This is a genomic window from Serinicoccus marinus DSM 15273 (assembly GCF_008386315.1).
Taxonomy (GTDB): domain Bacteria; phylum Actinomycetota; class Actinomycetes; order Actinomycetales; family Dermatophilaceae; genus Ornithinicoccus; species Ornithinicoccus marinus.
Genome location: NZ_CP043808.1, coordinates 982106 through 995185 on the forward strand (window position 1 = coordinate 982106; position 13080 = coordinate 995185).

A 13080-nucleotide genomic window follows, 5' to 3' on the forward strand; every position below is an offset into this window, starting at 1 on the left:
GGGCGGATCCTCAACGTGAGCGATAAGCCTCACAAGGGAGTGCGCGACGAGTAATGGTTGGCGCTGTCTCGCGCTCTCAGGCGAGACAGCGCCGCCAGCGGCACGGGAGGTCGGAGGCGGTTGTTGCATGGGCTCACTCCGAAAATCGCAGGTAGACGACTCGCGCCTCAGGGCGATCTGGGCGCCGTGCATTCTGTCGACACACTCGACGTTTTCATGGGCTCGCCCCGCAGCGCGGTCTGACAAGCTAAAGCCATGCACGAGGGGATCTATGAGCGTCTGGTGACGCGTCTCCTTGCAGACGAGCTTCATGACGAGGCTTTGGTTGCGGCCCGGATGCAGCCAGTTGAGGACGCGGAGCAGCCGGACGTTCTTGCTCGCCACGTGGCCGACGTCATACGCGATGTGCTGCGTGGTGTACGTGAGGACGCGCGGGTCGATCTGGTCAATCGTGTTGTCGATCAGCTAGCGAGCGAGCGGACGGTGCATCCACCGGTTCGCAACCTCGTGAGCGTGCGGGCTACTAGCTACGGGCCGGAGCTTCCCCGCCCCGCAACACCTCTCAGCAACGCCGCCCTCCTGACCAATGTCAAGGGGGAGCCAAGCCTCGGTGCCGAAATCCGGGCCGAGCTTGCATCTGCCGACCAGGTGGATCTGTTGTGCGCCTTCGTGAAGTGGCACGGACTCCGGGTGATTGAGGACGACCTACGAGCGCTCAGAGATCGCGGCGCTCAGCTGCGAGTCATCACCACGACATACATGGGCGCGACCGAACGCCGTGCCGTGGACCGCCTCGTCCAGGACTTCGGTGCGGAAGTCCGCACCCACTTCGACGAAGCCAAGACACGGCTGCACGCGAAGGCCTGGATGTTCCACCGGAAGACCGGCTTCGACACGGCATACGTCGGCTCGTCGAACCTCTCGCGTAGTGCTCTCCTGGATGGGCTGGAGTGGAACGTGCGACTGTCCCGGGTCGCGACACCTCACCTCCTCGAAAAGTTCTCGGGCACGTTCGAGACCTACTGGAACGACCCGAGCTTCGTGCCCTACGACCCGAACGACGTCGCAGACCGAGACCGCCTCGATGATGCGCTGGCAGTTGCCAGTGGCAAGGTCCGCCCCGACACAGGGTGGACGCTGTCCGGCCTCGACGTACGGCCCTACGCATATCAACAGCACATCCTTGATGCGCTCGAGGCGGAGCGACAGCTGCACGGGAGACACCGCAACCTCGTTGTTGCGGCGACGGGGACAGGGAAAACGATCATCGCGGCGCTGGACTACCGCCGACTCGCCGACCCGTCCACAAAGCGCTACCCGACCCTTCTCTTCGTGGCTCACCGCAAGGAGATCCTGGAGCAGTCACGACGCGCCTACCAAGAGGTGCTGGCGGATGCTTCCTTCGGTGAGCTCTATGTCGACGGCGCGCGTCCTGAGCGATGGCAGCACGTCTTCGCGAGCGTTCAGTCGCTGAACTCCTACGGCGTGGGAAACCTCGATCCGCGCCACTTCGACGTCGTCGTCATCGATGAGTTCCACCACGCCGCAGCGAAGAGCTACCAGGACATCCTCAGCCATCTGCAGCCACGTGAGCTCCTGGCGCTGACCGCCACTCCCGAGCGGACCGACGGCTTCGACGTCCGTGCCTACTTCGACGGCCGCACTGCCGCCGAGCTGCGCCTCTGGGAGGCGCTTCAGGCCGGCATCCTCTGCCCGTTCCACTACTTCATGGCGTCGGATGGCACCGACCTCAGTGACGTCAGCTGGGTGAGGGGCCGCTACGACGAAGAACAGCTCAATCAGCTCTACACCGGTAACGAAGCGCGGGCCCGCATCATCCTGCGAGAGCTGGGCGACAAGGTTCTCGACGTGCACGGTATGCGGGCGCTCGGCTTCTGCGTGGGTGTCCAGCACGCCGCCTACATGGCCAAGGTCTTTACCGAGGCAGGAATCCCCGCTCGGTCAGTGAGTGGCACGACGCCAGGAGCAGAGCGTGAGGCCGCCCTGAGTGATCTGCGAGCTGGCCGACTCAGCATCCTCTTCGCCGCCGACCTCTTCAACGAGGGCGTCGATCTGCCTGATGTCGACACCCTGCTGTTCCTGCGCCCCACCGAGAGCGCCACGGTCTTCCTCCAGCAGCTGGGCCGCGGGCTTCGGCAGCGTCCGGACAAGCCCGTCCTCACGGTCCTGGACTTTGTCGGCAACCAACGCAAGGAGTTCCGGTTCGACGCCAAACTCGCGGCGCTGACCGGGCGGCCCCGACGGCGCCTGACCCAGGACCTGGAAGACGGCTTCCCTTATCTGCCCAGTGGGTGCCAGATCGTCCTCGATCGCCGCGCGCAAGAGACCGTACTCGCCAGTCTGAAGGCTCAGCTCAGCGCTCGGTGGGCACATCTGGTCAACCAACTCCGGGCTAGCGGGCAGGACACCTCGCTGCAGACTTTTATCGATGACTCTGGCTACTCGCTCTCCGACATCCTGCGGCGTGGACAGAAATCGTGGACCGAGCTGCGGCGAGACGCCGGGCACCTGCGGGGCTCGCCCAGTCAGGTGGAGGTCGCGCTCGCGAAGCGAGTTCGAGCGCTCGCCCATGTGGACGACCCCGTGCGTCGCCGCGGGTATGAAGCTCTGCTCGCCAACCCGGATCGAACGGGTCTGACGCCGACGGAGGAGAGTCTTGCAGAGATGCTCTTCTTCACCTTGTGGCCGGACGGGGGAGGACACAGTTCCGTGCGCGCGGGACTCAGTGAGCTGGCCCAGGTCCCGGACCTCGTCGAAGAGATGCAGGCCGTCATCGCGGTCGCCTTCGACGAAGCGGAGCGGCCGGTGGCACCCACTCCTGGCCCGCTGGCGCAGATGCCCCTCCGGGTGCACGCCCGATATCAGCGAGAGGAAGTGCTTGCGGCTCTCGGCTACGCCTCGTTGAATCGCAGGCCCAACTCGTTTCGTGAAGGTGTGCTCTTCGTCCCGGAGCTCAATGTCGACGCGTTCTTCATCACCTTGCGCAAGACGGAGAAGCGCTTTTCGCCGACCACGATGTACCGCGACTACCCGATCAGCCAGCAGCTCTTTCATTGGGAGAGCCAGTCGACTACGACCGAGCGGTCCAAGACCGGACAGCGCTACCTCAACGGCACGAGTACCGTCCTGCTTTTCGTCCGGGAGGAGCAGAAGGACGACTTCGGAACGAGCCCCTACCTGTACCTCGGGCCTTCGACCTACGTCTCCCATCGGGGTGAGCGCCCCATCGCTGTGACGTGGAAGCTTGCGCAACCGATGCCGGCTGACCTCTTCGCGGCCGCGACCGTGGCAGCGGGGTAGGGGGGGGTCGAGCCTTGCTCAGCTCAGTGACGCGACCAGTGCTGATAGACCTGCTCACGCTCGTCCACGGCTCCGGTCCGTACATGTCACCCACTTCGCGCGTCTGTGCGTTGACAACCAGCGCAGCGAGGTCGGGCTCACCGCGGCGCTCGCACTCCACCTTGGTGAGGTCGAGGAGACGGCCCATTCCCGTCGGCATGTGCGGTAGAGCGGCTTCATTCTTGAGCGCGCCGTAGGTGATGGTGGTGCGGCCCGTGGCGACGCGGATCAGCGCTGGGCGCATGGACACGACGCTGTCGATGTCGAGTTGGGAGACACGAAGCGTCTTGCCCTTGCTCTCTATGCGTTCACCGAGTTCGAGGTGGGCTGTCCCTGATCGGTGTTCAGAGGACATAGTGCGCAATCAGCGAGTCGAGACGGCGGACGTCGATGCCCTTGCGCAGGCTCACCTTGACGTGACCAGCGCGAGTCCACAGCTCCATCTCGGCGTTGTTGTCGATCATGCCGGCATTCTCAGAAGACCACATGTGGATGGAGGAGTAGGGGAGCGAGTACACCTCGACCTTCTTGCCGGTGATGCCTTGAGCGTCGCGGACCATCAGTCTCTTGGTTGTGAAGATGGCTGAGTCTCGGAACGTCTTGTAGGCCGCCAGCCACCGCCCCTCTTCGCCAGGGGTCAGCAACTTTTGAACGTCGCTGGGGATGGGGCACTCCGAGATCAGCGTCCACGTGAGGATGGGTGCAGTTTCCATCATGTCCTTTCTGGGTGGTCGAGCAAAGCACTCATCTTCTCAAAGGGGAGCAGGCGTGCACGTCACGCCGTGCACTGCCAGCGCTGACGGCGTCAATCTCTATGCCAGGCCTCCGACGCCTAGTCCGTCAGCATGGACACAAAGCTGTCGACGATAGGGGCCTGCACGGCCATCAAGGTCTCGAGGTTCGTGGCCAGAAGCACAAGGAAGATGAGGTAGAGGAGTAGGACAAAAGGCGATCTGGTGTGCTTCCTGGTTCGGCGCCGTGAAGCAGTCGTCGACTGCTCCCGCCAAGCCGGCCGCGGCGCCCCGCCGTGGTGGAGAGCCTGCGTTACCGCCGCATCCTTCGTGCGTCGATGAGGCCTGCGGTTGGGCGGTAGGTGGGGGGACTCACGCTCAACACCCTGTGGCGCGGTGAGCAGGGCTGGCACGCGTGCCATGGTCTGAACCAACTCAGGATTGAGACTGGGCACCGGCCCGAGCGCAGGAATGAGGTGATCTAGCCCGACGACGAGGCCCTGTGCGTCAGGATGAGGTGAGACACCACCGAGGACTCACGATTATGACCAACCAAGCAGAGTCACATCTTTCGGCCGCCGTAGACAGCGATCGCGTGAGGCAGGAGGCAGGGTGGCGCGTTTTCCGTGTCTGGAGCACGTCGGGTCGATGGAAACCGCGGATACCGTCGAGAAAGCGATGGAGCATCAGCGCAGGCGTGACGGTGCCCGACTCCCCCGCTGCCGCCACGACCCCGAGATGATCCCCGCACCGCTGCCGGTGGCGACCTTGACGAGGATGAGGTCGTCCACGTCGGGCAGGTAGGCGCCCCGTCCACCGAGGGCCATGATGTCGACGCCGTTGTCGACGATGGCGAGGTCCGGCTCATTGGTGAGCGTCGATCACCCAGGGCAGACCCGGTCCGAGGAGCGTGCCATCTGACGTGAGCAGGCTCAGCTGCTCCACGTGTGCCTGCGCCAGGAGCATCCGATCGAACGGGTCGTGGCGGGCCAGCTCGGCAAACTCGGTCAGGGCACCGGCATGCCGGGATGTCAGGGGGATCTCGCTGAGACCGCTGGCGGTGAGTGCTGTCGGCAGATCACCGGGGAGCGAGAGCTTGCCGAGCATCGTCTTGATGGTGATCTCGAGGACAGAGACCGCCGAGAACCTCACGACGCCTGCCCCGGTGATGCTCTTACGTGCTTCCGGTCCCAGACGTGAGTCACCCGTCAGGGTCCAGAGCAACGCATTGGTATGAGAAGGAGGCCGCTCACTCGTCCGCACCGGCGAACAGGGCGTCGATCTGCGGATCAGGCGCGTCCAGCGCATCAGTGTCGACGTCAGCGCCGGCCCAGCCTGGGACGCCGATGACGACCGGCGGAGAGGAGTGGACGACCAGGTCGACGACGGGCCGACCGGAGCGCGCGATGGTCACCTTTTCACCGGCGAGCGTGGCCTCGATGAGGCGGGACAGCTGCGACTTTGCCTCATGCACGTTGACCTGGATCATGTAGTCGACGATATCTCCGCTTGGCTAAGTCTGGCTAGGTTGACGACGGTGGTGACGGTGACGCTCTGGTGACATGCCCCGCCAAGCCACCTACGCGTCCTCTGGCCAGAGCACTATTCGCGCGAGTCCAGCCGCCCGACGGCGGCTCTGCTCGCTGGGCGGGTCGCGGAACAGTCAGGACCCGGACGCGTCCGACAGCGCGCGCCAGGCCGGCGACACCAGGCCAAGGCATGACGCGGGTCGAACCCGCCCGGCGTGGTCCGCAGGCCGCAGCGGGTCATACGGTCCGCGACCCGGATCTGGTGGTCGTAGTCCGCCTCACGGGACTCTGCGCTTCTCAGCACAGCGAAGAGCTTTGTGCGGGAAATCGCGACAAAGTACCCTCCCAATGTAAGAATCTCGTGAACGCCACGTAACGTCGAGGAAGGTCTAGCTGGTCAGAGGTTGGACGGTCAGCTCGTACTCCAGGTACCCCCCCAGCGTGGCGGCGTGATACCAACCGAACTTGTGACCTACGCGAAGACTCGCGATATTCGCATTGTTGACATGAATGGGTTCGATTGCAAGACATAAGTTTGAGACATGGGAGAGGCATGACCTTCAGGTATGGAAGCAAGTGGAACAACCGGCTCCAGTGCCCCATCGACGAGATTGGCGAGGCCGCTGCTCGCGAGCGCGGCTTCGCGGGCTGGACATCTGTGACACGAATGTCCGACACGGGCAGAAACCCAACGTATACGATGCTCGTTGGTCCCGATGCCAGCCATGTTCGGGTTCATCGCTACGACGACGCTGGATCGGTCATCGGCTCCTACGACTGGGCGAGGTTCCAGGGCGACCAGAATTGTTTCTTGACAATCACAAGGTCTGGGTTTACGGAGACGATTTCTCGGAACCGCAGAGCTTCGAGGACTCGGTGGCGCACAAGGCCTGGGTTTTCTTTCAGGACGGCACAGCGACCTGCCGCGAGACGATCAAGGGCATGCCCGAGGTGAAGATCACGCGGTATCGCGATCTGGATATGTCGGGCCACTGGCGTGACCGACCCGCATGGGGCGACTGGGACCGTTTCGGCGAACACCCCGAGCCTGCTGACGACGTGAGCTACCGCTACGGCCGCGATTGGAACATACGGCTGCTGCAGCCCATCGCGGAGATCGATCAGCAGGAGGCAGAGCGTTGTTTCGAGACGTCGCCTCAGCTCTCCGTCAGCCGCCTTCGCGCTGACCGTGCGGTCCCGGACTACACGCTGGTCATGGGTGCTGGCGGTGACCATGTACGCGTCCGTGTCTACGACGACAACGGTTCCATCGTGGAGTCCTTCGACTGGGGCCAAGTCAGCGAGAGTGACAAGCTGTTCTTGATGAACTACAAGGTGTGGGTCTACGCGGAGGATTCCTCGGGGCCTCGGACCTTCTCCCAGAGTGCCGCCCACAAGGCATGGGTGTTCCGGCAGGACGGCACAGCGACTTGCCGCGAGACGATCAAAGGCATGCCGGAGGTGAAGATCACCCATTATCGCGACCTCGACACGTCGGGTCATTGGCGGGAGCGGCCCGTATGGGGGGACTGGGACCGCTTCGGCGAGCACCCTGAGCCTGACCCGCCGACAGGGCTGCCGGGTCCGGGCTGAGGCCTGCCCGGAGGTCTGGCTACGCGAGCTCACTCCTCGCTGACCACGCCCGTGAAGGCGCTCACCCATGGCCCGGTCCCGCCCGTCCACTCTCGCCGCGCGCGCTGCAGCACGAGCATGGCCTCGTCCCATCCGATGAGCGGTTTGATCAGGGTGTAGGCGCGCTCGGTCGTGACAGGGGAGCGGACCCAGTCCTGGGGCAACGGGTCGACCTCGATCTGCACCGGGCGGCCCCTGTGCGTCAGGATGGGGTGAGACACCACCGCTGATCTGCTACTGACCTCGCACGGGGCGAGAAACGGACATTTTGAGATGACGATGACGGTTGCTGACGTCGGCGCCGATGATGGGGCCATGGCTCCTCGTGCTGACCGTCCCAAGCGGCGCTCGTTCACCGCCGAGTTCAAGGCGGCGATCCTGGCCGAGTACGACGCCGCGGACCGGGAGGAGCGAGGCGCGATCCTGCGCCGGGAGGGTCTGTACCCTCCCACATCGCCGAGTGGCGCAAGGCCGCTGCGGAGGGTGCACAGGCCGGGCTGGGCAGCAGACCGCGGGACCGGCGCGAGCGGGAGATGCAGGCGCTACGGGTCCGGGCGGAGAAGGCCGAGGCCGAGCTGGCCAGGACCAAGGCGGCGCTGGACCTGATGGGAAAAGCACACGCGCTCTTGGAGACGCTCTCCGAGAGCGCGGACAGACCGCCGCGGTCGCCGCGGTGATCAACCCAGCCGTGGACGAGGTGGCCGAGCACGTCGGCACCGCCAGGGCGTGCGCGCTGCTGGGCCGCTCCCGCGCCGGCCACTACCGGGCCAAGAACCCGCCACCGCCACGTGCACGGGCACCGCGGCCTGTGCCAGCGAACAAGCTGACACCGGCCGAGCGGGCCCACGTGCTGTCGGTGCTGACCAGCGAACGGTTCGCGGACAAGTCGGTCGCGCAGGTCTGGGCCACGCTGCTGGACGAGGGCACCTACCTGTGCTCGCAGTCCACCATGCATCGCATCCTGCGGGAGAACGCGATGGCCGGCGAACGACGCCGCCAGGCCACCCACCCGGCCCGCACCAGACCGGAGCTGGTGGCCACCGGCCCGGGGCAGGTGTGGTCCTGGGACATCACGAAGCTGCGCGGCCCGGAGCGGGGTGTGTACTACGACCTGTACGTCGTGCTCGACATCTTCTCCCGGTTCGTCGTGGCCTGGACGATCGCCGCCCGCGAGGACGCCGACATCGCCAAGAACCTGCTCGAGCAGGCGATGGGCATCCACGGGGTCCCGGACGCACTCCACGCCGACCGGGGCACCTCGATGACCTCCAAACCGGTCGCCCAGCTGCTGGTGGACCTGGGCGTGGCCCGGTCCCACTCCCGACCGCACGTCTCGAACGACAACCCCTACAGCGAGGCGGCGTTCAAGACCCTCAAGTACGCCCCGATCTTCCCCGAGCATTTCGGGTCGCTGGCCGACGCCGGCGCGTTCGCGGAGCAGTTCTTCGCCTACTACAACCACGAGCACCGCCACTCCGGGATCGGGCTGCACACCCCCGCCAGCGTCCACTACGGCACCGCCACCCAGGTCCGCGCCCAACGCCAGGCCACCCTGGACGCGGCCTACGCCGCCCACCCCGAACGCTTCGGCCACCGCCGACCCCAAGCGCCGAACCTGCCCACCGCGGCGTGGATCAACCAACCCTCACAGGAGGCCCTCATACAGACCGCCTGACGGAAACTGTCTCACCCGCCTTGACACCTTCCGGGCGCCGACCGAGGAAACCGCTTCGGGGCAGGTGCCTCACCCGCAGGTGGATCATCGTCACGCGGCCACGCTAGCGCCGCACCTCCAGTCGCCGGTCACGCAGGGAATGCCCTGGCCCGACGACGTGCGCATCGACATCCGCTGGGCCGGCATCTGCCACAGCGACATCCACATGAAGCGTGGCGAGTGGGGCGAGGCGCTCTTCCCGTTGACCCCCGGCCACGAGATCCTCGGCACCGTCCTCGAGGTCGGCTCCGACGTCAGCGACCACCAGGTCGGCGATGTCGTCGGTGTCGGCTGCCTGGTCGACTCGTGCGGCGAGTGCGCCGCCTGCCAGGACGGCGAGGAGCAGTACTGCGCCAAGGGCGCCGTCCCGACCTACGGCGCGGAGGACTACCACGGCGAGATCACCAAGGGTGGCTACAGCGGTGAGGTCGTCGTCCGCGACGACTTCGTCGTGAGGATCCCCGAGACGTATGCCGAGTCCGACCACGCGGGTGTGACGCCGCTGCTGTGCGCCGGCATCACGACATACCACCCGCTCAAGGAGGCCGGTGTCGGGCCGGGCACCCGCGTCGGCGTCATCGGGCTCGGCGGCCTCGGGCACGTGGGCGTCAAGATCGCCAGCGCCATGGGCGCCGACGTCACCGTCTTCAGCCGCACCGACGCCAAGAAGGAGGACGGCCTCGCCTTCGGCGCGAAGGACTACCGCGCGACCGAGGACGGCAGCGTCTTCGAGGAGCTGGCCGGGTCCTTCGACCTCATCCTCAACACCGTCGGCTCCGGCATCCCGCTCGACTCCTATCTCGGGCTGCTCGACCGCGGCGGCGTGCTCGCCAACGTCGGTGCGCCCGAGGACTCTCTCAAGGTCAGCGCCTTCTCGCTCATCGGCAATCGGCGGGCCATCCGCGGCAGCATGATCGGCGGCCTGCCCGAGACCCAGGAGATGCTCGACTTCTGCGGCGAGCACGGCATCACCGCCACGGTCGAGGTCATCGACGCCGGTCAGGTCGACGACTACTACGACAAGGTCGTCGACGGCCAGGTGCGCTATCGCGCCGTCATCGACACCGAGACGCTGGCGGGCTGAGCCCGGCGGAGTCTTCCTGACCATCCCTGCCTGCCAGGACCGACGTCGGGGTAGCCAGACCTCCATCGGCGTACTTCCCGATGAGGCTTGTGCTATCCCGACATCGGTCCCGCGCAGGCGACGAGGGATCGAGTGAGCAGCCGCCTCAGAAGCTCGAGGAGCTCCCGGCCCCGCTGAAGCTCCCGCCGGAGTAGCCGGAGGTGCCGCCGCCCCCGGAGCTCGCCGCGATCTGCTGCGTGCCCTCCGACACCCCGGTGCTCATCGCCGCGACCGGGAAGAAGGCCCACGCCGGGTAGGCGGTCCCGATGATCGATGGACCGGGGCGGGCCTCGTCGCGCTGCCGGGCCAGCGTGGTGCGCAGCGTCTCGCGCTGGGTCTCGTCCTGGCCCACCACCTGCACCACGCTCTCGGAGAGCTCGTCGAGATGCCCGCTGAGTCGGTCGCGGGTGTCGCGCACGGCGTCCAACGCGTCGTCCGGCGACACCTCACCGCGCTCGAGACCGTGCTGGACCTCGTCCAACCGGGTCAGTGCAGCTGTCGCGAAACCCCTCAGCGTCTCTCCCTCGGGGAGGTCGCGCGCCTCCTCCGGCAGCTCCTCCTCCAGCAGCGGCGTGACCCGCTTCAGGTCTTCCCGGACGGGGTCGACCTGCCGCGCCCAGGCATCTCGCCAGTCGGCGTCCTGGGTGAGGAAGATCGCCGTGTCGGCGATGGCGTCGTCGAGGTGGTCGAGCTCGACCGCCTTCTCCTGGTATGCCGTCAGCTCGGACGCGACCGGCTTGCGGTTGAAGGTCGACGGCGCCAGCTGGGCGGCCCGTTGCTCCAACTCGGTCAGCTCGCGGACGCCACGCCGGTAGTCGTCGAAGCGACGCAGCACCTCGAAGCCGTAGCGCGAGTCATCGGGGATCCTCTTGGCGTGACGCTCGGTGTCGGCGGCGTCGCGCTTGACGTCCGCGACGCGCCGGTCGGCGTCCTCCTTCATCCGTCGGCTCCCGGCGGACCGCGCGACGCCGACGCCGACCCAGGTCGCGCCGGCGATGAGGGCCACGACAGAGCCCAAGATGCCCAGGACCACGCCGCCGGCGCTGCGCATGAATGGCGCGTTGATCCGGTCCGCTCCCTCCTCCAGGCCGGCCACCGCGCCGTCGGTCCACCGCGCTGATCGGAAGTCGTCCTTCGTGGCCTCCTGGATGTCCAGCTGCTCCTCGTCGCCGACGGCGCGGTCGTCGCCGAAGTAGGTGCCCACCAGGCGGGCCTCGGGGTCGACCGCCAGCACGAACAGCCCGTCGGCCCAACGCTGCCCGTCCTCGCTCAGCCACTCCGGGCGGCTCCCGCGTGCGTGGTCGAGCACCGCGCGGTTGAGCGACTGGTCATCGGCGTCGCTGCCACCGCGATAGGTGAAGACGGCAAGCTCGGTGGGGTCGTGGAACTCCAGCTCCTCGACCGCCGCGTCCAGCCGGTCCACCTCCATGATCTGTGCCGTGTCGTCCACGGTCAGGCCGGTGGCTGCGTCATCTGGTGCCTGGGCGAGGAACAGCCCCAGGCTGGTCCCGGCGACTGCGAGCACGCCGACCGTGGCCAGACCGGCCCGACCGGCGTTCGGCAACCCTCGGTGCCGGGCGGGCTCGGTGGGATGCGTGATCGTCATGGTCCCACTCTGCCCCGTCGGCGTGCGCTACACATCGGCCACCCGGCGGACACCCCTCCGCCGCAGGGGCGATCTCCCCGAGATGAGCCCTGCTGTCGACAACCGACCACGGGATAGCTGGACCTCCATCGGCGAACTTCCCAATGGAGGTCCTGCTGTCCCGACGCTGGTCTCAGGGAGGAGTCGAGGAGGAGGGGCTCACCGGCCGGAGTCCGCGGAACTGCCGGGGCGCCAGCCGAAGGCGAGGGCGATGCCGGTGGCGGCATAGAGCCAGTTGTCCAGCGCCAGTGCGAGAGCCACGCCGCAGGTCAGCCCGAGGACGAGCAGCTGCGAGCCGCGGGTGTCGGTCGAGGTGCTCGTGGTCGTCTTCGTGGTGTTCATGGCTCCACCCTGTGCGACCACGGCCGCGTCCGTCGTCGCACCGCGGGCTGAACCTGCGTCATACCCGGGTATGCGCTGCCTCCCGCGACCGGCAGGCGGTGGACCGCGGCGTGTCCGACCTGCTCAGAACCGCGAGGAGCTGCGTGCGCCGCTGAAGCTGCCGCCACTGCTGCTGCTGTCGCCCGACGTGGGCCCGCCGCTGGAGCCTGCTCGGCTCTGCTGGAGCGCGCTCGCGCCCGCGGTCAGGCCGCTGCGGGGGTGAGCCGGTGCCCGCCGAGCTCAGCCGCGCCGAGCTCGTGGTGGGGCATGCCCGGGGCGGGGCCCTGTCGTTCGTGCTCGTCGTCGACGTGGACGAGTTCGCGACCTGCCGCGCGAGCACGCTGCGCTACGAGGCGACCGCCACGCGGTCGGGGTGACCTGCGCGGTGTCGGTGGCGGGTCGTAGGTTGGTGACCGGCATACCCCCGACGACAGGAACCTGCATGGTCACCGACAACGGCCCCCGGCCCAACGCCTTCGACATCGAGACCGAGACGCGCGCCAACGACACCTATCGCACGGTCGCCCTGGACCGGGAAGTACCTCCAGGTCACCCTGATGTCGATCCCGCCGGGGGAGTCCATCGGGCTGGAGGCGCACCCGGAGACCGACCAGTTCCTGCGCCTCGACTCCGGTCAGGGACGCTGCGTCATGGGTCCCGCGGAGGACGACCTCAGCTTCACCCAGGACGTCAGCGACGGGTGGGCGATCCAGGTGCCCGCCGGCACCTGGCACGACGTCATCAACACCGGCGAGGAGCCGATGCGGCTCTATGCCGTGTATGCCCCGACCCACCACGCCCAGGGCATCGTCCAGGACACGGCCGAGCAGGCCGAGGCCGACGAGGACTCCGGCAAGGACTCCCCGCCGGAGTGGAGCGTGCAGCCGGGAGAGGGCGAGGACGACCTCAAGGGGTGAGCGAGACCGGTCCGCGCCCGCGCGCCGGTCGTGCCGCCCCGTCGTGCG

14 protein-coding genes are annotated in these 13080 nt (G+C 67.1%); 7 read left to right on the forward strand and 7 right to left on the reverse strand.

The features are described 5' to 3' along the window. The first annotated feature begins 255 nt into the window (after positions 1-255). Positions 256-3321 carry a DEAD/DEAH box helicase gene (locus tag FU792_RS04725; RefSeq protein WP_022926182.1) on the forward strand — a complete coding sequence of 1022 codons (3066 nt, stop codon included), beginning with the start codon at positions 256-258 and terminating at the stop codon, positions 3319-3321. A gap of 383 nt (positions 3322-3704) precedes the next feature. Here FU792_RS04725 and FU792_RS04730 read toward each other — a convergent pair whose 3' ends face one another. The 4 genes from FU792_RS04730 to FU792_RS04745 all read right to left on the reverse strand — a co-directional run bounded on the left by FU792_RS04730 (position 3705) and on the right by FU792_RS04745 (position 5580). Continuing rightward, on the reverse strand, positions 3705-4073 hold the full coding sequence (locus FU792_RS04730) for a PH domain-containing protein (RefSeq protein ID WP_193559854.1): 369 nt from the start codon (positions 4071-4073) through the stop codon (positions 3705-3707). Positions 4074-4777: 704 nt separating this feature from the next. After that, the gene (locus tag FU792_RS04735; RefSeq protein ID WP_022926179.1) at positions 4778-4918 is read right to left on the reverse strand and encodes a hypothetical protein; all 141 of its coding nucleotides are present in this window, start codon (positions 4916-4918) and stop codon (positions 4778-4780) included. Positions 4919-4955: 37 nt separating this feature from the next. Then, complete coding sequence (locus FU792_RS04740) at positions 4956-5315, reverse strand: type II toxin-antitoxin system VapC family toxin (RefSeq protein ID WP_161600197.1); 360 nt, start codon at positions 5313-5315, stop codon at positions 4956-4958. Between the two features lie 25 nt (positions 5316-5340). Beyond that, on the reverse strand, positions 5341-5580 hold the full coding sequence (locus FU792_RS04745) for a type II toxin-antitoxin system Phd/YefM family antitoxin (protein WP_022926177.1): 240 nt from the start codon (positions 5578-5580) through the stop codon (positions 5341-5343). A gap of 916 nt (positions 5581-6496) precedes the next feature. On the opposite strand from FU792_RS04745, the gene FU792_RS04750 reads away from it, so the two are divergent. Further along, complete coding sequence (locus FU792_RS04750) at positions 6497-7213, forward strand: pepsin/retropepsin-like aspartic protease family protein (protein ID WP_149814579.1); 717 nt, start codon at positions 6497-6499, stop codon at positions 7211-7213. Positions 7214-7242: 29 nt separating this feature from the next. Here the strand turns inward: FU792_RS04750 and FU792_RS04755 are convergent, their stop codons facing one another. Next, on the reverse strand, positions 7243-7437 hold the full coding sequence (locus FU792_RS04755) for a hypothetical protein (protein WP_022926174.1): 195 nt from the start codon (positions 7435-7437) through the stop codon (positions 7243-7245). 348 nt (positions 7438-7785) lie between these two features. Here FU792_RS04755 and FU792_RS18755 point away from each other — a divergent pair, with 348 nt between their 5' ends. The 3 genes from FU792_RS18755 (at position 7786) to FU792_RS04770 (ending at position 10050) form a co-directional block, all read left to right on the forward strand. Then, on the forward strand, positions 7786-7929 hold the full coding sequence (locus FU792_RS18755; protein ID WP_161600198.1) for a hypothetical protein: 144 nt from the start codon (positions 7786-7788) through the stop codon (positions 7927-7929). Then, the gene (locus FU792_RS04765; protein ID WP_149814581.1) at positions 7926-8927 is read left to right on the forward strand and encodes an IS3 family transposase; all 1002 of its coding nucleotides are present in this window, start codon (positions 7926-7928) and stop codon (positions 8925-8927) included. The genes FU792_RS18755 and FU792_RS04765 overlap by 4 nt, the downstream gene beginning before the upstream one ends. Before the next feature lie 139 nt (positions 8928-9066). Continuing rightward, on the forward strand, positions 9067-10050 hold the full coding sequence (locus FU792_RS04770) for an NAD(P)-dependent alcohol dehydrogenase (RefSeq protein ID WP_022926275.1): 984 nt from the start codon (positions 9067-9069) through the stop codon (positions 10048-10050). Positions 10051-10195: 145 nt separating this feature from the next. Here FU792_RS04770 and FU792_RS04775 read toward each other — a convergent pair whose 3' ends face one another. Both FU792_RS04775 and FU792_RS04780 read right to left on the reverse strand, forming a co-directional pair. Further along, complete coding sequence (locus FU792_RS04775; RefSeq protein ID WP_022926274.1) at positions 10196-11695, reverse strand: DUF5129 domain-containing protein; 1500 nt, start codon at positions 11693-11695, stop codon at positions 10196-10198. Between the two features lie 198 nt (positions 11696-11893). Continuing rightward, the gene (locus FU792_RS04780) at positions 11894-12076 is read right to left on the reverse strand and encodes a hypothetical protein (protein WP_022926273.1); all 183 of its coding nucleotides are present in this window, start codon (positions 12074-12076) and stop codon (positions 11894-11896) included. Between the two features lie 266 nt (positions 12077-12342). Here FU792_RS04780 and FU792_RS16650 point away from each other — a divergent pair, with 266 nt between their 5' ends. Both FU792_RS16650 and FU792_RS04785 read left to right on the forward strand, forming a co-directional pair. After that, entirely contained in the window at positions 12343-12492 is a 150-nt protein-coding gene (locus FU792_RS16650) for a hypothetical protein (protein WP_022926272.1), read from the forward strand. 180 nt (positions 12493-12672) lie between these two features. Next, positions 12673-13032, forward strand: a complete 360-nt coding sequence (locus FU792_RS04785) for a cupin domain-containing protein (protein ID WP_238706047.1) — start codon at positions 12673-12675, stop codon at positions 13030-13032. The last annotated feature ends 48 nt before the right edge of the window (positions 13033-13080 follow it).

Excerpts from the sequence above, each read along its gene's own strand:
- FU792_RS04725 (WP_022926182.1), top strand. The coding sequence starts at position 256 with ATGCACGAGGGGATCTATGAGCGTCTGGTGACGCGTCTCCTTGCAGAC.
- FU792_RS04730 (WP_193559854.1), bottom strand. The coding sequence starts at position 4,073 with ATGGAAACTGCACCCATCCTCACGTGGACGCTGATCTCGGAGTGCCCC.
- FU792_RS04735 (WP_022926179.1), bottom strand. The coding sequence starts at position 4,918 with ATGGCCCTCGGTGGACGGGGCGCCTACCTGCCCGACGTGGACGACCTC.
- FU792_RS04745 (WP_022926177.1), bottom strand. The coding sequence starts at position 5,580 with ATGATCCAGGTCAACGTGCATGAGGCAAAGTCGCAGCTGTCCCGCCTC.
- FU792_RS18755 (WP_161600198.1), top strand. The coding sequence starts at position 7,786 with ATGCAGGCGCTACGGGTCCGGGCGGAGAAGGCCGAGGCCGAGCTGGCC.
- FU792_RS04770 (WP_022926275.1), top strand. The coding sequence starts at position 9,067 with ATGCCCTGGCCCGACGACGTGCGCATCGACATCCGCTGGGCCGGCATC.
- FU792_RS04775 (WP_022926274.1), bottom strand. The coding sequence starts at position 11,695 with ATGACGATCACGCATCCCACCGAGCCCGCCCGGCACCGAGGGTTGCCG.
- FU792_RS04780 (WP_022926273.1), bottom strand. The coding sequence starts at position 12,076 with ATGAACACCACGAAGACGACCACGAGCACCTCGACCGACACCCGCGGC.
- FU792_RS04785 (WP_238706047.1), top strand. The coding sequence starts at position 12,673 with ATGTCGATCCCGCCGGGGGAGTCCATCGGGCTGGAGGCGCACCCGGAG.